The following is a 17,254-nucleotide window of genomic DNA, read 5'->3' as shown; positions in this document are numbered from 1 at the left end:
TCAGGCCTCCTCAGCCTGCTTGCCGTGGAAATAGTTGGACGGGCCACGGGTGCGGAACACTTCGCGGAAGTGCACCGGGGCGGGACGGCCATCGACGACCTCCACGTCGGCCAGGTAGACGCCGACGACCTGCAGCGGGAACGCGCTGGCGGCCTTCAGCAGGGCTTCGGCGGCCTCGGGGTCATGGGCGACGGCGGCGTCGGACAAATCGCGGGTCCAGCCGCCCTGGGGCGTGAAGTAGATCACGTCGCCTTCGTAAAGATCATTCGCCGTGGCGACCTGGGGAAGAAACTTGCGGGCCATGTCAGAGCGCCTCACTCAGTTGGGATTCGGGCAGTTGGAATTCGGGTTGTTGCGCAACGATGTGCGCCGCGCGCGGGGTCAGGCCCAGGAACAGCATCACCGGGCCTGCAGGCTTTGCCGCGGCTAGCGCGTCGGGCAGGTCGATCAGGCGGGTGGCGATCACCCGCTGATCGGGGCGCGAGGCATTCTCGACCGCCGTTACCGGCGTATCCTCGGCCGCGCCGTGGATCATCAGCCGCCCGCGCAGGAAGGTAGCGGCGCGCACGCCCATGTAGATCGCGGCCACCGATCCCGGCTTCGCCAGGTCACGCCAGTCGGCTTCGGCGAAACCGTTCACGTCATGGCCGGTCAGGATGCGGAACGCGCCGTTGCGCCCGCGCTTGGTCAGGCTGACCTTGATCGAGGCAGCGGCAGCAGCGGCGGAGGTGATCCCGGGGACCACGTCAAAACCGATCCCGGCGGCGTCCAGCGCGTCCATTTCTTCATCCAGCCGCCCGAAGATGCCGGGATCGCCGGATTTCAGGCGCACGACCTGCGCGGTGCGGCCATGCTCGACCAGCAGCGCGTTGATATCCTCCTGCTTCCAGGACGGGCCGTAGGGGATCTTGCCCACCTCGATCACCGTCGCCTCGCGCCGGGCGAGCTCCAGGATCGGCGCGGGCACCAGCCGGTCGTGGATCACCACGTCCGCGCCGTGCAGCAGCTTGCGCGCCTTCAGCGTCAGCAGGTCCGGATCGCCCGGGCCGGTGCCCACGATCCAGACGTGGCCCGCTTCGGGGCGTTCGGCCAGTTCCTCGGCCAGCAGCTCCTCCAACGCCAAGCGAGCGGCGTCTTCGCCATCCTTCAACGCCTCGGGGCCACGCTGGTCGTAGAAACGGCTCCAGAAGTTGCGGCGCTTGCGGCCCATCGGCAGAACCTCGGCCCGGGGGCGGAAGGCCTGGCCGATGCGCGCCAGCACGCCGAGGCTGGCGGGAAGCCGCTCCTCAAGGTCCGCCTTGATGCGGCGGGCCAGCACGGGGGCCGCGCCCTCGGTCCCGATGGCGATGGTCACGGGGTCGCGGTCCACGATGGCGGGAGTGATGAACTGGCTGTCCTCGAGGTTGTCCACGATGTTCGTCAGCGCCCCGGCGGCGCGGCCGATTTCCACCGCGCGCGCATCCAGCGCCGCGTCCTCGTTCGCGCCGTAGACCAGCGCCGCGCAGACCGCGTCACCCTGCTCCAGCGCGCGGGGCAGATGGGTCAGCCGCCCGTCGGCGGCCCATTTCAGCACCTCGGGCGCGGGGTCGGGCCCGAAGACGGCGATCCGCGCCTCTGTCTTCAGCAGCAGGCGGAGTTTGGATACCGCGCAAGCGCCCGCACCGGAGACGACCACGCGCCGCCCGGACAGGTTCACGAAGATCGGAAAGTGCCGCATCGAAGAATTCCTTTCGTTCTTGATGCGAAATATAGGATATATTCCCTCAATTTGGCCACCAGCCCTTGCAGATAAGGAATTTATCCGCTCTGATGCGATCAGACGAGAACACATATTCCAAGCTCAGGAGAAACCGCGAATGCCTGCCGCACTCGACGCCCTCGACCGGAAAATCCTCGCCGCGCTGCAAGAGGATGCCTCACGCTCGCTCGACCAGCTTGCCCGCGATCTGGGGGCCTCCAAGACGCCGGTGTGGAATCGAATCCGCAAGCTGAAGGATGCCGGCGTGATCCGCAAAGAGGTGGTCCTGCTGGACCCCGACGCGCTTGGGCTGGATGCCTGCTTCTTCGTGCTGATCCGCACGTCAGAGCACGATGCGCAATGGCTGGATCGCTTCATGGCGGCGCTGAAGGCCCGCCCCGAGGTGGTGGAGGCGCACCGCCTTGCGGGGGATATCGACTACATCCTGAAGGTGCGCGTGCCCTCACCCAAGGCCTATGACGACTTCTACCGCGCGCTGATCAAGGAGGTGTCGATCTTCAACGTCACCTCCACGCTTTCGATGGAGGAGATCAAGGGCACGACCGCCCTGCCACTGGTTGAACAGGCCTGACGGCCTGTGCCTCCGGCGGGGATATTTGAAGACTTTGGAAGGGACGCCGCGCTCAATGCGGCTCCTTGCTGGCGCCGAGTTCGCCACCTGTCAGAACAGGCGAGGCGTCGAGATCCCGCGCGTCCAGCATGTCCGCGACCCGCTCGAGGGAGGACAGAAGCTGGGCCTGCTCCCAGTCCGCCAGCGCGGAGAAGGCACGCACGTAGCGCTGCTGGAGGGCGTTGGGCGCCTCCTCCAGCGCGCGCTGCCCGTAGTCCGTCATCACGATGTTGACCTGCCGCCGGTCACGCTCGGAAGGGGAACGCTCGACGATGCCGCGCGCCACCAGCTTGTCGAGCAGGACGGTCACGGTCGCCTGGCTCACGCCCATCTGGTTAGCGAGCACCTTCGGGGTGGCGCTGTCCAGTTCGTCGACGATCTGCATGACCCTGAGCTGCGCCGGCGTCACCCCGGCGGCCTGCGCCAGGTCACGGGCGTAAAGCTCTGTCGCGCGCAGGATGCGCCGCAGGGCGATCAGGCTTTCATCGATACGGTCGTGCGATTTGTTCGTCATGGCCTGCACCTTTGCACGAAGCTGCCAAATCCTTCAATCGGCTAAGCAATCAAGGGCGAAACGTCCGCCGCGACCGCCCGCAAGTTTGATTAGCAACGCTAACTAAATAAACACACTCCTCCACATATCAAGGGAATTTTTCTTTATTATGAGTTGCCTATTGAATTTTGCGCTCTGGCAATTTACTTAGTCACGCGAACAACTCAAGAGGTCCGATCGAATGCCGAAAGACTGCGAGACCCCACGAACGCCTAAGGTCCGCCTGCGCAAACCCACTGCGAAGGACGGGGCCGGCGTCTGGAAACTGGTTCGCCAATGCAAACCCCTGGACGAGAATTCGATGTACGCGAATCTGATTCAGGCCGATCATTTCCGCGACACCTGTGTCGCTGCCGAACTCGACGGTGCGATCGTCGGCTGGATTTCCGGCCACATGATCCCGGGCGAGGACGCGCTTTTCGTCTGGCAGGTCGCCGTGAGCCCCCGGGCCCGCGGCCTTGGCCTTGGCAAGACCATGCTGCTTGAACTGCTGGACCGCGAAGAGACGGCGGATGCCACGACGCTCAAGACTACGATCACCTCGGACAACGATGCGTCCTGGGGGCTGTTCCGAAGCTTTGCCCGCCAGATCGGCGGAGAGCTAACGGACGCGCCCCATTTCAAGAAAGACACGCATTTCGGCGGTGCCTGCGACACCGAGCACATGGTGACGATCACCCTGCCGGACACTTCGGATATCGACCGGCAGCCGGACATCCCCCGCCAGCCGACCAACCATCAAAAAGGGAAAGGATTCCCCCAATGGCCGACGACATGGCACAGAATTTTTCAATCTACACTCGTCGAGAAAGCGAAGCGCGGTCTTACTGCCGCGCCATGAACGCGGAGTTCGCGCAAGCGCGCGGCTCGGAAGTTTTCGACAAGGACGGCACCCGCTACATCGACTTCCTGGCGGGCTGTTCGTCGCTGAACTACGGGCATAACGACCCGGACATGAAGGTCGCGCTGCTCGACCATATCGCGGGCGACGGCATTGCCCACGGGCTGGACTTCCATTCCGAGGCGAAGGGTGCGTTCCTGAAAGCCTACGAGGAGAAGATCCTCGCCCCGCGCGGCATGGACCACAAGATCATGATGACCGGCCCGACCGGCACCAACGCGGTCGAGGCGGCGATCAAGCTGGCCCGCAAGGTGACGGGTCGGCGCAACGTGATCGCCTTCACCAACGGCTTCCATGGCATGACCATGGGCGCGCTGGCGCTGACGGGCAACGCCTCCAAGCGCGGCGGCGCGGGCGGCGGCATGCTGGGCGACGTGACCCACATGCCCTTCGAGGGCGCGCTGGGCGAAGGTATCGACACGCTCGCCGTGATCGAGGAGATGCTTACGAACCCCTCCTCCGGCATCGACGCGCCTGCCGCGTTCATCTTCGAGCCGATCCAGGGCGAAGGCGGGCTGAACCCGGCCTCCGACGCATGGATGCAGGGCGTCGAGAAGCTCGCCCGCAAGCTGGGCGCGCTGCTGATCATCGACGATATCCAGGCCGGGTGCGGCCGCTCGGGGCGCTATTTCTCGTTCGAGCAGGCAGGCATCAAGCCGGACATGATCACCCAGGCGAAATCGCTGTCCGGCTTCGGCCTGCCCTTCGCCGCGCTGCTGATCAAGCCAGAGCACGACGTCTGGAAGCCGGCGGAGCACAACGGCACCTTCCGGGGCAACACCCATGCCTTCGTGACCGCCCGCGTCGCGATCGAGAAGTTCTGGTCCGAAGACGCCTTCGAAAAGGAGCTTGCTGAGAAGTCGGCGGCACTGACGGAGGCGCTGCAAAAGGTGGCTGACCTGGTCGACGGCGCCACGCTGAAAGGCCGCGGCCTGATGCAGGGCGTCGATGTCGGCTCTGGCGAACTGGCCGCCGCCATCTGCGCGCGCGCCTACGAACTGGGGCTGCTGATCGAAACCTCCGGCGCCCATGACGAGGTGGTGAAGGTGCTCGCGCCGCTCACGACCCCCGTCGAGATCATGGAAGAGGGCCTTGGCATCCTGATGCGGGCCACCTCCGAAATTACAGCAAACGTGCAGATCGCAGCGGAGTGAACACCAGATGATTATTCGTGACTTCAACAAGCTCAAGGGCACCGACCGCCATGTTGCCGATGCCCGATGGACCTCCACCAGGATGCTCCTGGCGGACGACGGTATGGGCTTTTCCTTCCATATCACCGTGCTGGAAGCGGACTCGGAACACACGTTCCACTACAAGCACCACTTCGAAAGCGTGTACTGCATGAAGGGCAAAGGCTCGATCACGGACCTCGCCACGGGTGAGACGCACGCGATCACGCCCGGCGTCATGTACGCGCTCGACAAGCACGACAAGCACATCCTGCGCGCCGAGGAAGAACTGCACATGGCCTGCTGCTTCAATCCCCCGGTCACCGGCACCGAAGTGCACCGTGAAGACGGATCCTACGCACCCGCAGAGGAGCTTGCGCAACAGGCATGACCCGGATGTCCCATACAGTCGAAAAGATCGGCGGCACGTCCATGTCCCGCGTGAACCAGCTTGCGGATACGCTCTTCATCGGGTCCCGCAAGCCAGACGAGCTTTACGGCCGCGTCTTCGTGGTGTCCGCCTTTGGCGGCATCACGAACCTGCTGCTGGAGCACAAGAAATCCGGCGCGCCGGGTGTCTATGCGCATTTCACCAATGCCGACTCCGACCAGGGCTGGCACGACGCCCTGAACAATGTCGCGCGCGAGATGCGGGAGTTGAACCACCAGATCCTGGAACACCCCGCCGATATCGAACAGGCCGACGCCTTCGTTACGGAACGCGCCCATGGCGCACGCAACTGCCTGATCGACCTGCAACGCCTGTGCGCCTACGGGCACTTCCGCCTGTCCGAGCACATGCTGCAAATCCGCGAACTGCTCGCCGGCGTGGGCGAGGCGCACTCTGCCTTCGTGACCACGCTGATGCTGCAGCGCGCGGGCGTGAACGCGCGATTCGTCGACCTGTCCGGCTGGCGCGACGAGGGCGACGTGACGCTCGACGAACGCATCGCCAAGGCGATGGACAGCATCGATTTGCAGGCGGAAATGCCCATCGTGACCGGGTACGCGCAATGCGCCGAAGGCCTGATGCGCGAGTATGACCGCGGCTATTCCGAGGTGACCTTCTCCCGCTTGGCCGCCCTTACCGGCGCGCATGAGGCGATCATCCACAAGGAATTCCACCTCTCCTCCAGCGATCCGAAGATCGTCGGCGAAGACCAGGTCTGCAAGATCGGACGCACCAACTTCGACGTCGCCGACCAGCTGTCGAACATGGGGATGGAGGCGATCCACCCGAAGGCCGCCAAGACACTGCGCCAGGCCGACGTGCCGCTGCGTGTCACAAATGCCTTCGAACCGGACGATCCGGGCACCCTGATCGACGACCAGCCGGCCGAGTCGCCGGCGGTGGAAATCGTCACCGGCCTCGATATCGTGACGTTGGAGGTCTTCGAACAGGACATGGTCGGCGTCAAAGGCTACGACGCCAAGATCCTTGAGGTGCTGGCCCGCCACAACGTGCGGATCGTTTCGAAAGTCTCCAACGCCAACACGATCACCCACTACCTCGACACCTCGCTGAAAACCATGCGCCGGGTCGAGAAGGACATCGCGCGGGCCTATCCGGCGGCGGAAATCACCACCCGCACCCTGTCGATGGCCTCGGTCATCGGGCGCGACCTCAGCGGCCTCGCCGTGCTCTCGCGCGGGCTGACCGCCCTTGCGGACGCCGGGCTCTCCGCCATCGGCGCCAGCCAGGGGCCGCGCAACGTGGATGTCCAGTTCATCGTCGAACGCGATGTGCTGAAAAGCGCGATCAAGGCAATGCATGGCGCGTTCATCCAACCCGCCCGCCCCCGCCTGACAAACGCCGCCTGAACCAACGCGGCATCCCGGGCCCACCCCGGGATGCCGCACCCCCTCTCCAAAGTCCCCAAATATCCCCGCCGGAGGCAACCCAGCCCCGCGCGCCAGCGCCGCCCGATCCGCGCAACGCCCCACGGGGCCCCACCCGCGCGCCAGCGGGGGTGGGGGGCATCGCAACGGGCCGTCAGGCCCTCCGCAGGATCACCTCCCACAATACTGGCCCGAAGCCGAGGAAGCTGGTATCGCAAATCAAAAGAACCATTTGCGGGAGTGACGAACGTGAGCGCACCACTGACCGGCCTGCGGGTCCTCGATCTCTCACGCATCCTCGCCGGGCCGACGGCAACGCAGCTTCTCTCCGACCTCGGGGCCGAGGTGATCAAGATCGAACGCCCCGGAAAGGGCGACGACACCCGCGGCTGGGGCCCGCCGTTCCTTCAGGACGCGGACGGGAACGACACCCCCGAAAGCGCCTACTACCTATGCGCGAACCGGGGCAAGAAATCCGTAGCCGTGGACATCGCTACCCCCGAGGGGCAGGACATCGTCCGCGCCCTGGCCCTGAAATCCGACATCCTGATCGAGAATTTCAAGGTCGGCGGGCTGAAGAAATACGGCCTCGACTACGACAGCCTCGCGCCGCAGAACCCGTGCCTGATCTATTGCTCGATCACCGGCTTCGGGCAGACCGGCCCGCTGGCCCATCGCGCGGGTTATGACTTCCTGATCCAGGGCATGGGCGGCATCATGTCCCTGACGGGTGAGCCGGGGCGCGATCCGATGAAGGTCGGCGTCGGCATCGCCGACGTGATGTGCGGCATGTACGCCAATACCGCGATCCTGTCCGCCCTTCATGCCCGGCAAACCAGCGGCAAGGGCCAGTATATCGACGTCAGCCTGCTCGACAGCCAGCTTGCCTGGCTGATCAACCAGGGGCAGGCCTACCTTGTGGACGAAAAGCCGCCGCCCCAGCGCGGCAACGAACATCCCACGATCGTGCCCTACGGCACCTTTCCCGCCTCGGACCGGGCCTTCATCCTGGCGGTGGGCAACGACGGGCAGTTCGCCCGCTTCTGCGCCGCCGCCGGCCACCCCGAACTGGCCGAGGATCCGCGTTTCGCGCGCAACGTCGACCGGGTCCATAACCGCGAGGTCCTGATCCCCCTGCTGGGAGAGATCACCAAAACTCGCACGGCAGCGGACTGGATCGCCCTGCTCGACGACAAGGCGGTGCCCTGCGGCCCCATCAACACCGTGGCCGAGGCGTTCGCCCAGCCCCAGGCGCAGGCGCGGGGCATGACGATCACCATGGACCACCCCGTCAGCGGCAGCGTCGAGCTGATCGCCAACCCGATAAGGATGAGCGGCACCCCCATCGAATACCAGGGTGCGCCGCCCACCGTCGGGCAGCATACGGCAGAGGTTCTTTCCGATGTCCTTGCGGCGGACGACGATCAGTTGGCACAGTGGAGCGAGAACGGCATCATAGGAGGCGCGTGATGAGCGACAGAACCGGCGGGCGGATCATCGGCGACGCCCTGCGCGCGGCGGGCGCAACCCATGCCTTCGGCATCCCCGGTGGCGAGGTCCTGGCCCTGATGCAGGGCCTGGACGACGCCGGGCTGCGGTTCGTCCTGGTCAAGCACGAGAACGCCGGCGGCTTCATGGCCGAAGGGCTGTGGCACGCAACCGGCGCGCCGGGTGTTCTTGTCGCCACCCTCGGTCCCGGCGTCGCAAATGCCGTCAACGTTGTCGCCAACGCCCATCAGGACAAGGTGCCGCTGATCTTCCTGACCGGCTGCGTCGACGCGGCCGAGGCGGAGAGCTACACCCACCAGGTCTTCGACCACCAGCAACTGCTGCGCCCGATCACCAAGGCGAGCTTCCGCGCCAGCCACGGCGCCGTGGCCGAGGTGATGGCCAAGGCGATCGCCATCGCCACCTCGGGCCAGCCGGGTCCGGTGCATGTGGACGTGCCGATCTCGGTCGCCGAAGCCACCAGCGACGCCGCCGACATCCCGCCGCACCTGCCCGGGCGCGTCGCCCCCGCCGGGCGCAGGCTGGATACCGCGCGCAAGGCGCTGGCGGCCGCCCGCCGCCCGCTGGCCATCGCCGGGGTGGACGCGGTCAACCAGGGCGCAGGCCCGGCGATCCGCGCCTGGTGCGACCGGAACGAGGTGCCGCTGATCACCACCTACAAGGCCAAGGGCCTGATCGACGAGGGGGAGCGCCTGGCCCTCGGCGGCGCGGGGCTTTCCCCGAAGGCGGACAACATCCTGAAGCCCCTGATCGAGGCGTCGGACTGCATCCTGCTACTTGGCTACGACCCCATCGAAATGCGCATCGGTTGGCGCAACCCCTGGCGCGCCGACCAGACCGTGATCGAACTGACCGAGGTGCCCCGCACCCACGGCATGCACAGCGTCAGCCACATGCTGACCGCCTCTGTGCGCGAGGGGCTCTCGGCGCTCGGCGACGTGGACGACCCGGAAGGGTGCTGGCCAGACCGCGCGCCGGAAGCGGCGAAAGCCTCGCTGGCGCAGGCCTTCGCCCCGAGCGGCTGGGGGCCGGGGCAGGTCTTCGCCACCCTGCGGCAGGCCATGCCGGACACAACCGTGATCTCGGCCGACAGCGGGGCGCATCGCATCCTTCTGTCCCAGATGTGGCAGTGCCGCGCCCCGCGCGGGATGATCCAGTCCACCGCGCTTTGCACCATGGCCTGCGCCGTGCCGCTTGCCGCCGGTTTCAAGCTGGGCGCGCCGGACACGCCGGTGATCGCCTTCGTCGGCGACGCGGGGCTTGAAATGGGCCTCGGCGAGCTGGCCACCATCCGCGACCTTGGCCTGCCGCTGATCATCGTGGTGCTGGTGGACGAAAGCCTGGCCCTGATCGAGTTGAAGCAGCGCGGCACGCAGCGCCCCAACCTTGGCGTGGATTTCGGCGCTACGGACTTTCCCGCCGTGGCCACCGCGCTAGGCGGGCACGGCGTGCTGGTCGAGGATGCGGCGGCGCTGGCCGACGCGGCCCGCGCCGCGCTTCAGCGCGACACTTTCACCGTGATCGCGGCGCGGATCGGTCCTCGCGCCTACGACGGCGCGTTCTGAGGCGTGGCGGGTGCGCGCGGCATCCGCCACTTCACGATGACCGTGGAACCGGCGAAGGCCGCCGCCGCCCAGACCCAGGCGTGCATGCTGCCTGACACCAGCCCGCCGAGATATGCGCCGATGTTGCAGCCAAAGCCCAGCCGCGCGCCGTAGCCCATCAACAGACCGCCCACCACGGCGGTGCCGATCTCGGACGCGCTGAGGGACCAGACCGGCTTCCACTTGCCCGCAAGGCTGGCCGCCAGCATCGCGCCAAGGATGATCCCGAAATCCATGACAGAGGTGGAATCCGCGAACACGGACTGGTTCAGCCGTTTCTCGGACCAGGGTTCAAGGAACCAAACGTCGGTGGGCACCCCGGCGACATAGGCCGCCTTCGCCCCCCAGAACCCGAAGGCCTGCGTGATGCCCCAGGGGCGGTTCAGCACCAGGAACGTCAGGATTCCCACCGCCGCCAGCGCCACCGCGCCCATCCAGGGCGACCACGGCCCCCGGATCAGAGAGCCGGTCTTGCGCGCCGGCTCAAGGCTTCCATGGGCGCGCTTCTCGAGCTGCATCGCACCATAGGCCAGGGCGCCGAGGATCGCGATCAGGATCAGAAAGGCCGTCACCGGCCCGAATTCGTTCAGCAGCGAAACCCGCCCGGCCGAGGGCAGGTTCCACCAGAAACCGATATGCGCGACCCCGATGACCGAGCCGATGATGAAGAACAGCAGCGTGATCACCATCCGGGTCGAACCGCCGCCCACGACGAACAGCGTGCCAGACCCGCAGCCGCCGCCAAGCTGCATCCCCATGCCGAACAGGAACGCCCCCACCACAAGCGAGACCGAGATCGGCTGCACCCAGGCATAAGCCCCGCCCCAGGCGATCAGCGGGTAGCTGACCAGCGCCGTCAGCGCGATCAGCATGAACTGCGCGCGCAACCCCGTGCTGCGACGCTCGGAGATGATCCGCCGCCAGCCTGCGGTGAAGCCGAAACTGGCGTGATACAGCGCAAAGCCCGCGAAACCGCCCACAAGGGTGGCCAGTGCAAGCGACCCTCCACGGTTCACATAGGCCATGACAGCCACGAAGATCAGACCGGCGGTTGCGAACAGAACAGGCAGGCGTGCGGTGTTTTCCATGATGTTTCCATAACCCCAAAAGACAGCGGTGATGCGCATAACACATTCGTGACCTGACGCCCATGTGAATGGACCTGTGGACGCGCTTCACCGATGCACGTAGTCGTGGCCCCGCACAACCTTTGTCGATGGGTTGCGCTGGATCGGAGGACATCATGGCTGGAACAACGGACTTCAGCGGTTGCGAAACGTCACTTCCAGTGACGGCGATCGAGGCCTGGAACGCCACGATCCGGGGCTTTCTTGCCCATGCCGCCGCGACGCCGGACCACCTGGCCGCCACGCTTTCCGCCGCGCCGGACTTCGCCCAGGGCCACGCGGTGAAGGGACTGTTCTGCATGCTCCTCGGCCGTGCGGAGATGACGCAAACCGCGCGCGACTGCGCCAATGCCGCGACCCTCGCGGCGGCGAAAAGCCCGCCGACGCCGCGCGAGCAGGTCTACCTCGATGCACTGCACGACTACCTTGCGGGCTTCCCATCGCAGGCGGCCAGCAGGTTCGAGGAGCTGCTTCTGAGCGCCCCCCGCGACGCGCTGGCGATGAAGATGGTGCAGGCGATCCGCTTCGTGCTGGGCCAGCCGCAGGCGATGCGCGCCTCGCTGGAACTGGTGATGCCGGCTTGGGGCGACCATCCCGCGCTCGGCTACCTGAAGGGCTGCCACGCCTTCGCGCTGGAGGAAACGGGCGACACCGAGGCCGCAGAGCGATCCGGGCGCGAGGGGCTGCTGCTCGCCCCCGATGACGCCTGGGGCCTGCACGCCGTCGCCCATGTCTACGACATGACCGCGCGGGCGGAAGACGGGCTGTTCTGGCTTTCGGGGCAGACCGGGGCGTGGGAGCATTGCAACAACTTTCGCTATCACGTCTGGTGGCACATCGCACTGATGCACCTCGACCTCGGCCAGATCGAAGAGGTCTTCGCGCTCTATGACCGCGAGATCCGCGCCGACAAGACCGATGACTACCGCGATATCTCCAACGCCGCCTCGCTCCTGTCCCGGCTGGAGGTGGAGGGGATAAGCGTCGGCCATCGCTGGGAGGAACTGGCCGACCTGGCCGAGCGGCGCTCGGGCGACGGCTCGGTCGTCTTCGCGGACCTGCACTACCTGCTGGCCCTGGTGGGCGGCGGGCGCGTGAGCGCGACGAAGGCCATGGTGCAACGCATGAGCCAGGACGCGGCGCGCTACCAGACAGAGATGCAGCGCATCACCGACCACCCCGGCATGAGCGCCGCCAACGGGCTGGAGGCCTACGGCGAAGGGCGCTACGCCGAAGCCTTCCTGAACCTCAACGCCGCGCGGGCCGACATGCAGCTGATCGGCGGCAGCCACGCCCAGCGCGACGTGTTCGAGCGGCTGACCGTGGAGGCCGCCCTGCGCGGCGGTTTCCTTGACGCGGCCGAGGCGCTGCTGCGCGACCGCACCCGCAACCGCGGCGGGGCCGAGGATGGATATTCCGCCCGCCGCATGGCATTTATCGCCGCGACGCGCGAGGATACCGCGCCCCCCAAGCTGTCCGGCACACACGCCGGACTCTGAACCGGAAACCCTGAATGCCGCAGCCTGTGCACCCCGTCCGCCAAAGGGACCCCCGACTGGATTTCTTCCGGGGGACGGCGATGTTCATCATCCTGCTGGCCCATACGCCGGGCAATCCCTGGACCCTGTGGATCCCCGCGCGCTTCGGCTTTTCCGACGCGACGGAGATCTTCGTGTTCTGCTCGGGCATGGCCTCGGCCATTGCGTTCGGGCGGGTGTTCGACCGGCACGGCCTGCCCATGGGCACCCTCAGGATCGCGCACCGGGTCTGGCAGGTCTACTGGTCGCATATCGCGATGTTCTTCGCCGTCTTCGCCATGGTCGCAGCGCTGAACGCCTCGGGTCTGGGCACACGGGACTACGTCGGTCAGCTGAACCTCTACCCGTTCATCAACAACGTCCCCGAGCAACTGATCGGGCTGATGACGTTGACCTACGTTCCAAACTACTTCGACATCCTGCCGATGTACCTGGTGATCCTGTGCATGGTGCCGCTGATGATCGCGCTTTCCCGGATTTCTCCGGCGGCAGCTTTGGGGGCGATGGTGCTGATCTGGGCCTTCGCGCAGGTGCAGAACCTGCATGACGAGGGGGTCGCCAGCCTCGGCCCGCTGGCGCAGGCGCTCAGCTTCCTGCACCTGCCCGCGCAATACTGGTTCGAGCCGCCGAACAACACGCGCGAGTGGTTCTTCAACCCCTTCGCCTGGCAACTGGTGTTCTTCACCGGCTTCGCCTTCATGCGCGGCTGGATCCCCGCTCCCCCGGTTCGACCCTGGCTGATCGCCCTGGCGCTGGTGGTGGTGCTGGGCAATATCCCGCTGGCCAATATCGGCGTTCGGATCTGGACCCTTGCCCCGATCGAGGCGCTGGACCTGCCCTGGGCCGAGAGCTGGCGCGCCGCCGTGATCGAGTGGCGGCAGGAGCATCGCTACCTGTTCACCAAGACCGACCAGGGCATCCTGCGCTACGTGCAGTTCCTGTCGCTCGCCTACCTCGCCTGGGCGGCGGCGGGGCCGCGCGGCAGCCGCCTTGGCGTGGGCCGCGCCTGGGGCGTCCTTGTCCGCGTCATCCGGAAGGTGGGCCAACAGTCGCTGGCGGTCTTCGTCACCTCCATGGTGCTGGCGCGGTTCATGGGCTTCCTGCTGGACATCCACGCCGCCGGGCGGGACGCGCCGGGCAAGGACGCCGCCGTCGTGCTGCTGGTCAACCTGTTCGGGTTTGCCGTGATCGTCGCCACCGCCTACCTCGTCGGCTGGTTCAAGGGTGAGCCCTGGCGCAAGCCGCCGCCCGAAGTCGCCGAGAGCCCGGCGCCCCTGTCCGGCGCGGAACGCGCGGCATGAGCGCGCTGACCCGCAGACAGGCCCTGGCGCTGAGCGCCGCGATGGCCGCCCTGCCGGGCCTGCCCGGCGCGCGGGCCGATGAACCCGGCATGCGGCTGGGCGACCCCCGCCCCTTCCGCCCCGACATGGTGGTGGAGCGCGCCCGCACCCTGGCCGCCAAGCCCTACACCCCGCCAACCCAGGTCCCCGAGGCCTGGCGCAACCTGACCTACGACCAGTACCGCAAGATCTGGTTCGACACCCGCAACGCCCTCTGGCGCGGCAGGGGGCGGCCCGTGCAGGTGGAATTCTTCGCCCCCGGCCTGTACTTCCCCGCGCCGATCCGGGTCCACGCGGTGGAGGGCGGGCAGATGCGCCCCGTCCTGTTCGACCTGGCCGTGTTCGACACCACCGACAACCTGCCCGACCTGCCCATCGACTCCACGCTCGGCTATTCCGGCCTGCGCCTGCACGGAGAGCTGGAAACCCCCGGCACCTTCCAGGAATACGCGGTGTTCCAGGGCGCGAGCTACTTCCGCGCCATCGGCCAGGGGCAGATCTATGGCCTGTCCGCGCGCGGCATCGCCTTGAACACCGGCGCGCCGGAGGGCGAGGAATTCCCCGAATTCCGCGAATTCTGGATCGAGGCGCCGGCACCGGGGCAGAGCGACGTGATCCTGCACGCCCTGCTCGACGGGCCATCGCTGACCGGGGCCTACCGCTTTCGCATTACCCCCGGCGCGACCACCACGATGGACGTGACCGCCACGCTGTTCCCCCGCGTCGCCCTGGAAAACGTCGGGCTGGCCGCGGAAACCTCCATGTTCTTCTTCGACCAGACGAACCGCGCGGGCTACGAGGACTTCCGCCCCGCGGTGCACGACAGCGGCGGGCTGCTGATCTGGAACGGCGCGGGTGAGCGGCTGTGGCGACCGCTGGCGAACCCGGCGGAACTGCAATTCTCGCACTTCGTGGATGACGCGCCGAAGGGCTTCGGCCTGATGCAGCGAGCGCGGGCGTTTTCCGACTTTGCCGACCTGTCCGCCCGGTATCACCAACGCCCCGGCCTGTGGGTCGAACCGGGCGAGAACTGGGGCGCAGGCGCCGTCGTGCTGGTCGAGATCCCGACCGACAAAGAGATCTACGACAACATCGTCGCCTACTGGCGGCCCCGCGCGCCCTTGCAGCCGGGCCAAGCGCATGAGGTCAGCTACCGCCTGCACTGGTGCGCGGAAGCGCCGATCCCGCAGGACCGCGCCCATGTGACCAACACCCACATGGGGCGCAGCTTTTCCGGGCGGCGCATCGCCGCCATCGACTTCGCGCCGCACCCGAAACTGCCCGAGGATCTGAGCAGCGTGCAGGTCCACACCTCCGCCAACCGCGGCACGGTCAGCGAGGGCATCCTGCAGCGCAACCCCGAAACTGGCGGCGTGCGGCTCGACTTCGGTTTCGAGCCGGAAGAGGGGCGCTCGATGGAACTTCGCGCGCAACTGCGGATGGAGGAGGCGACCATCTCCGAAGTCTGGCTGTATCGCTGGACCCCGCCCGCATGACCGCGCCCTTCCCGCCCCCCCGGCTGATGCCGCCCGAAGCGCCGCTGGCGATGCCGGTGCAGAACCTGCGCAGACCGCCGGACGCACCACGCCTGCCGCCCGATCCAGCTGCGGTACAGGCGGCGCGGGTCTTCGTCTTCGGCGTGGCGCTGGCAATCACCCTGGCGCTCGGGCTCGTGATGTATGACTGGTTCATGCATGACGGGCTGATCTGGGTCGAAGCGGCGATCCTTTTATGCGGTATGTTCGCCGCCTTCTGGATCGCGCTTTCCGTGGCCACGGCGCTGCTGGGCCTGGTGCCGTGCCGCACCGCGGCCGCACCGATGGGCGACCCGCTCGACATCGCCATCGTCCAGCCGATCTATGGCGAGCCGATCGGCAACGTTCTCGGCAACACGCTGCCGCTTCTGTCCGCGCTGGCAGGCGGGCGGCACCGCTACACCTTTTACGTGCTGTCGGACACCCGCGATCCATCCGCCGTGCGCGCGGAACACCGCGCCGTGGCGCGGGTGGCGGCGCTGCGGCCAGACCTGGCGATCCACTATCGGCACCGGCCCGAGAACACGCGCTTCAAGGCCGGGAACCTGGCCGACTGGGTGACACGCTGGGGCGCGGCCCATGACGCCATGCTCGTGCTCGACGCGGACAGCGTGATGAGCCCCGGCACCGTGACCCTGATGGCGGACCGCATGGCCGGCTCAGCCCGGCTCGGCCTCGTGCAGTCGATCCCCCGGCTGATCGGGGCGCGATCCATCTTCGCGCGGGCGCAGGCCTTCGCCAACACCGTCTATGGCACCACGCTGTCGCGCGGCCTCGGGCTGTGGTCGGGCAGTACGGCGAACTACTGGGGCCACAACGCGCTGATCCGCACCCGCGCCTTCGCCGCCGCCGCCGGCCTGCCCGACCTGCCCGGCCGCCGCCCCTTCGGCGGCGTGATCCTCAGCCATGATTTCGTCGAAGCCGCGTTGCTGCGCCGCGCAGGCTGGCAGATCAGCTTCGCCCCCGAGGCCACCGGCAGCTTCGAGGGCACCCCCGAAACCGTGCTCGCCCACGCCCTGCGCGACCGCCGCTGGTGCCAGGGCAACCTGCAACACCTGCGCCTGCTGGGAACAAGGGGCCTGCACCCGCTGTCCCGGATGCACATGTTCCAGGGCGCCATGGCCTACCTGTCCGCGCTGGTCTGGTTCGCCCTGATGATCCTCTGGGTGCTGGCGGGCAGAGGGGCGGGCGATGGCGCGATCCGCTACTTCTCCGACGCCAACCCGCTGTTCCCGACCTGGCCGGAAATGGACATGGTGTCCCGCATCCTGATCGTCGCCCTGATATACGGGATGCTGATCGCCCCGAAAGTGCTCGGCGCGCTCGCCTTCTGGGCGGGCGATCCGACCCTGCGCAGCGCAGGGGGCCCGCTGCGCTTCGTCGCCTCGGCCCTATCGGAACTGGTCCTGTCGGTCATGCTCGCGCCGATGATGATGATCCAGCACATGATCGCCGTCCTGCGCACCCTTTCGGGCGTCGACACCGGCTGGGCCCCGGCCGGCGGCGCAGAGCGACACGGCCCACTGGCCCTGCTACGGTTCCACGCGGTGGAAACGGGGCTCGGCCTCGCCATGTGCGTGCTTTTCGCGCTCGACGCGCTCACGCTGTGGCTGCTGCCAATCGGGATCCTGCTTGCGCTCGCGCCGCTCCTCTCGTGGGCCGCCTCCGCAACCCCTCCAGCCACAGAGGCGCTGTTCTGGACGCCGCAGGATCACCGTCACGAAAAAGGGGCGGCACCCGATGCGGTGCGCCCCCTTCCCTGAACTC

General features: G+C 67.2%; 14 protein-coding genes and 1 pseudogene. 11 read left to right on the top strand and 4 right to left on the bottom strand.

What is annotated here, in order from left to right:
• Positions 1–303, bottom strand: coding sequence for a DUF2849 domain-containing protein (locus DJ029_RS04510; protein WP_112321112.1), 303 nt, complete (start codon positions 301–303; stop codon positions 1–3).
• A 1-nt stretch (position 304) separates the two neighbouring features.
• Positions 305–1,717: a siroheme synthase CysG gene (cysG, locus tag DJ029_RS04505; protein ID WP_112321111.1), complete on the bottom strand. Its 1,413-nt coding sequence runs from the start codon at positions 1,715–1,717 to the stop codon at positions 305–307.
• Between the two features lie 139 nt (positions 1,718–1,856).
• Between cysG and DJ029_RS04500 the strand changes: the two genes are divergently transcribed.
• Complete coding sequence (locus DJ029_RS04500) at positions 1,857–2,330, top strand: Lrp/AsnC family transcriptional regulator (protein ID WP_112321110.1); 474 nt, start codon at positions 1,857–1,859, stop codon at positions 2,328–2,330.
• A 52-nt stretch (positions 2,331–2,382) separates the two neighbouring features.
• Here the strand turns inward: DJ029_RS04500 and DJ029_RS04495 are convergent, their stop codons facing one another.
• Positions 2,383–2,883 carry a MarR family winged helix-turn-helix transcriptional regulator gene (locus tag DJ029_RS04495; RefSeq protein WP_112321109.1) on the bottom strand — a complete coding sequence of 167 codons (501 nt, stop codon included), beginning with the start codon at positions 2,881–2,883 and terminating at the stop codon, positions 2,383–2,385.
• A 220-nt stretch (positions 2,884–3,103) separates the two neighbouring features.
• On the opposite strand from DJ029_RS04495, the pseudogene ectA reads away from it, so the two are divergent.
• From ectA to DJ029_RS04465, 6 genes and pseudogenes are all read left to right on the top strand, one after another.
• Positions 3,104–3,622: pseudogene (gene ectA / locus DJ029_RS04490) on the top strand (diaminobutyrate acetyltransferase); the annotation flags it as partial.
• A gap of 62 nt (positions 3,623–3,684) precedes the next feature.
• A complete protein-coding gene (gene ectB / locus DJ029_RS04485) occupies positions 3,685–4,977 on the top strand; it encodes a diaminobutyrate--2-oxoglutarate transaminase (protein ID WP_112321107.1) in 1,293 nt (430 codons plus the stop codon).
• A gap of 7 nt (positions 4,978–4,984) precedes the next feature.
• Positions 4,985–5,386: an ectoine synthase gene (locus tag DJ029_RS04480; protein ID WP_112321106.1), complete on the top strand. Its 402-nt coding sequence runs from the start codon at positions 4,985–4,987 to the stop codon at positions 5,384–5,386.
• A 5-nt stretch (positions 5,387–5,391) separates the two neighbouring features.
• On the top strand, positions 5,392–6,816 hold the full coding sequence (locus DJ029_RS04475; RefSeq protein ID WP_112321339.1) for an aspartate kinase: 1,425 nt from the start codon (positions 5,392–5,394) through the stop codon (positions 6,814–6,816).
• A 267-nt stretch (positions 6,817–7,083) separates the two neighbouring features.
• Entirely contained in the window at positions 7,084–8,304 is a 1,221-nt protein-coding gene (locus DJ029_RS04470; RefSeq protein ID WP_232822959.1) for a CaiB/BaiF CoA transferase family protein, read from the top strand.
• Entirely contained in the window at positions 8,304–9,908 is a 1,605-nt protein-coding gene (locus tag DJ029_RS04465) for a thiamine pyrophosphate-binding protein (RefSeq protein ID WP_112321104.1), read from the top strand. The genes DJ029_RS04470 and DJ029_RS04465 overlap by 1 nt, the downstream gene beginning before the upstream one ends.
• Here the strand turns inward: DJ029_RS04465 and DJ029_RS04460 are convergent.
• Complete coding sequence (locus DJ029_RS04460) at positions 9,890–11,035, bottom strand: YeeE/YedE family protein (protein WP_112321338.1); 1,146 nt, start codon at positions 11,033–11,035, stop codon at positions 9,890–9,892. The two genes, DJ029_RS04465 and DJ029_RS04460, sit on opposite strands and share 19 nt — an antisense overlap.
• A 155-nt stretch (positions 11,036–11,190) precedes the next feature.
• Here DJ029_RS04460 and DJ029_RS04455 point away from each other — a divergent pair, with 155 nt between their 5' ends.
• From DJ029_RS04455 to mdoH, 4 genes are read left to right on the top strand one after another with little or no spacing between them, the layout of a single operon-like run.
• Positions 11,191–12,573: a tetratricopeptide repeat protein gene (locus DJ029_RS04455; protein WP_112321103.1), complete on the top strand. Its 1,383-nt coding sequence runs from the start codon at positions 11,191–11,193 to the stop codon at positions 12,571–12,573.
• 14 nt (positions 12,574–12,587) lie between these two features.
• Positions 12,588–13,913: an OpgC family protein gene (locus tag DJ029_RS04450; protein WP_112321102.1), complete on the top strand. Its 1,326-nt coding sequence runs from the start codon at positions 12,588–12,590 to the stop codon at positions 13,911–13,913.
• Entirely contained in the window at positions 13,910–15,448 is a 1,539-nt protein-coding gene (locus DJ029_RS04445) for an OpgD/OpgG family glucan biosynthesis protein (RefSeq protein WP_112321101.1), read from the top strand. Before DJ029_RS04450 ends, DJ029_RS04445 begins: the two co-directional genes overlap by 4 nt.
• Positions 15,445–17,250 carry a glucans biosynthesis glucosyltransferase MdoH gene (gene mdoH, locus DJ029_RS04440; RefSeq protein WP_112321100.1) on the top strand — a complete coding sequence of 602 codons (1,806 nt, stop codon included), beginning with the start codon at positions 15,445–15,447 and terminating at the stop codon, positions 17,248–17,250. Before DJ029_RS04445 ends, mdoH begins: the two co-directional genes overlap by 4 nt.
• Positions 17,251–17,254 lie beyond the last annotated feature (4 nt).

Origin of the sequence: Oceanibium sediminis, from assembly GCF_003265325.1 — a bacterium.
GTDB lineage: Bacteria > Pseudomonadota > Alphaproteobacteria > Rhodobacterales > Rhodobacteraceae > Halovulum > Halovulum sediminis.
This window is presented reverse-complemented; position numbering and strand designations above follow the sequence as displayed.

Bases quoted from the DNA above. Each gene is read 5' to 3' on its own strand.
- cysG (WP_112321111.1), bottom strand. From the start codon at position 1,717: ATGCGGCACTTTCCGATCTTCGTGAACCTGTCCGGGCGGCGCGTGGTC.
- ectB (WP_112321107.1), top strand. From the start codon at position 3,685: ATGGCCGACGACATGGCACAGAATTTTTCAATCTACACTCGTCGAGAA.
- DJ029_RS04465 (WP_112321104.1), top strand. From the start codon at position 8,304: ATGAGCGACAGAACCGGCGGGCGGATCATCGGCGACGCCCTGCGCGCG.
- DJ029_RS04475 (WP_112321339.1), top strand. From the start codon at position 5,392: ATGTCCCATACAGTCGAAAAGATCGGCGGCACGTCCATGTCCCGCGTG.
- DJ029_RS04460 (WP_112321338.1), bottom strand. From the start codon at position 11,035: ATGGAAAACACCGCACGCCTGCCTGTTCTGTTCGCAACCGCCGGTCTG.
- DJ029_RS04450 (WP_112321102.1), top strand. From the start codon at position 12,588: ATGCCGCAGCCTGTGCACCCCGTCCGCCAAAGGGACCCCCGACTGGAT.
- DJ029_RS04480 (WP_112321106.1), top strand. From the start codon at position 4,985: ATGATTATTCGTGACTTCAACAAGCTCAAGGGCACCGACCGCCATGTT.
- DJ029_RS04510 (WP_112321112.1), bottom strand. From the start codon at position 303: ATGGCCCGCAAGTTTCTTCCCCAGGTCGCCACGGCGAATGATCTTTAC.
- mdoH (WP_112321100.1), top strand. From the start codon at position 15,445: ATGACCGCGCCCTTCCCGCCCCCCCGGCTGATGCCGCCCGAAGCGCCG.
- DJ029_RS04445 (WP_112321101.1), top strand. From the start codon at position 13,910: ATGAGCGCGCTGACCCGCAGACAGGCCCTGGCGCTGAGCGCCGCGATG.
- DJ029_RS04455 (WP_112321103.1), top strand. From the start codon at position 11,191: ATGGCTGGAACAACGGACTTCAGCGGTTGCGAAACGTCACTTCCAGTG.
- DJ029_RS04500 (WP_112321110.1), top strand. From the start codon at position 1,857: ATGCCTGCCGCACTCGACGCCCTCGACCGGAAAATCCTCGCCGCGCTG.
- DJ029_RS04495 (WP_112321109.1), bottom strand. From the start codon at position 2,883: ATGACGAACAAATCGCACGACCGTATCGATGAAAGCCTGATCGCCCTG.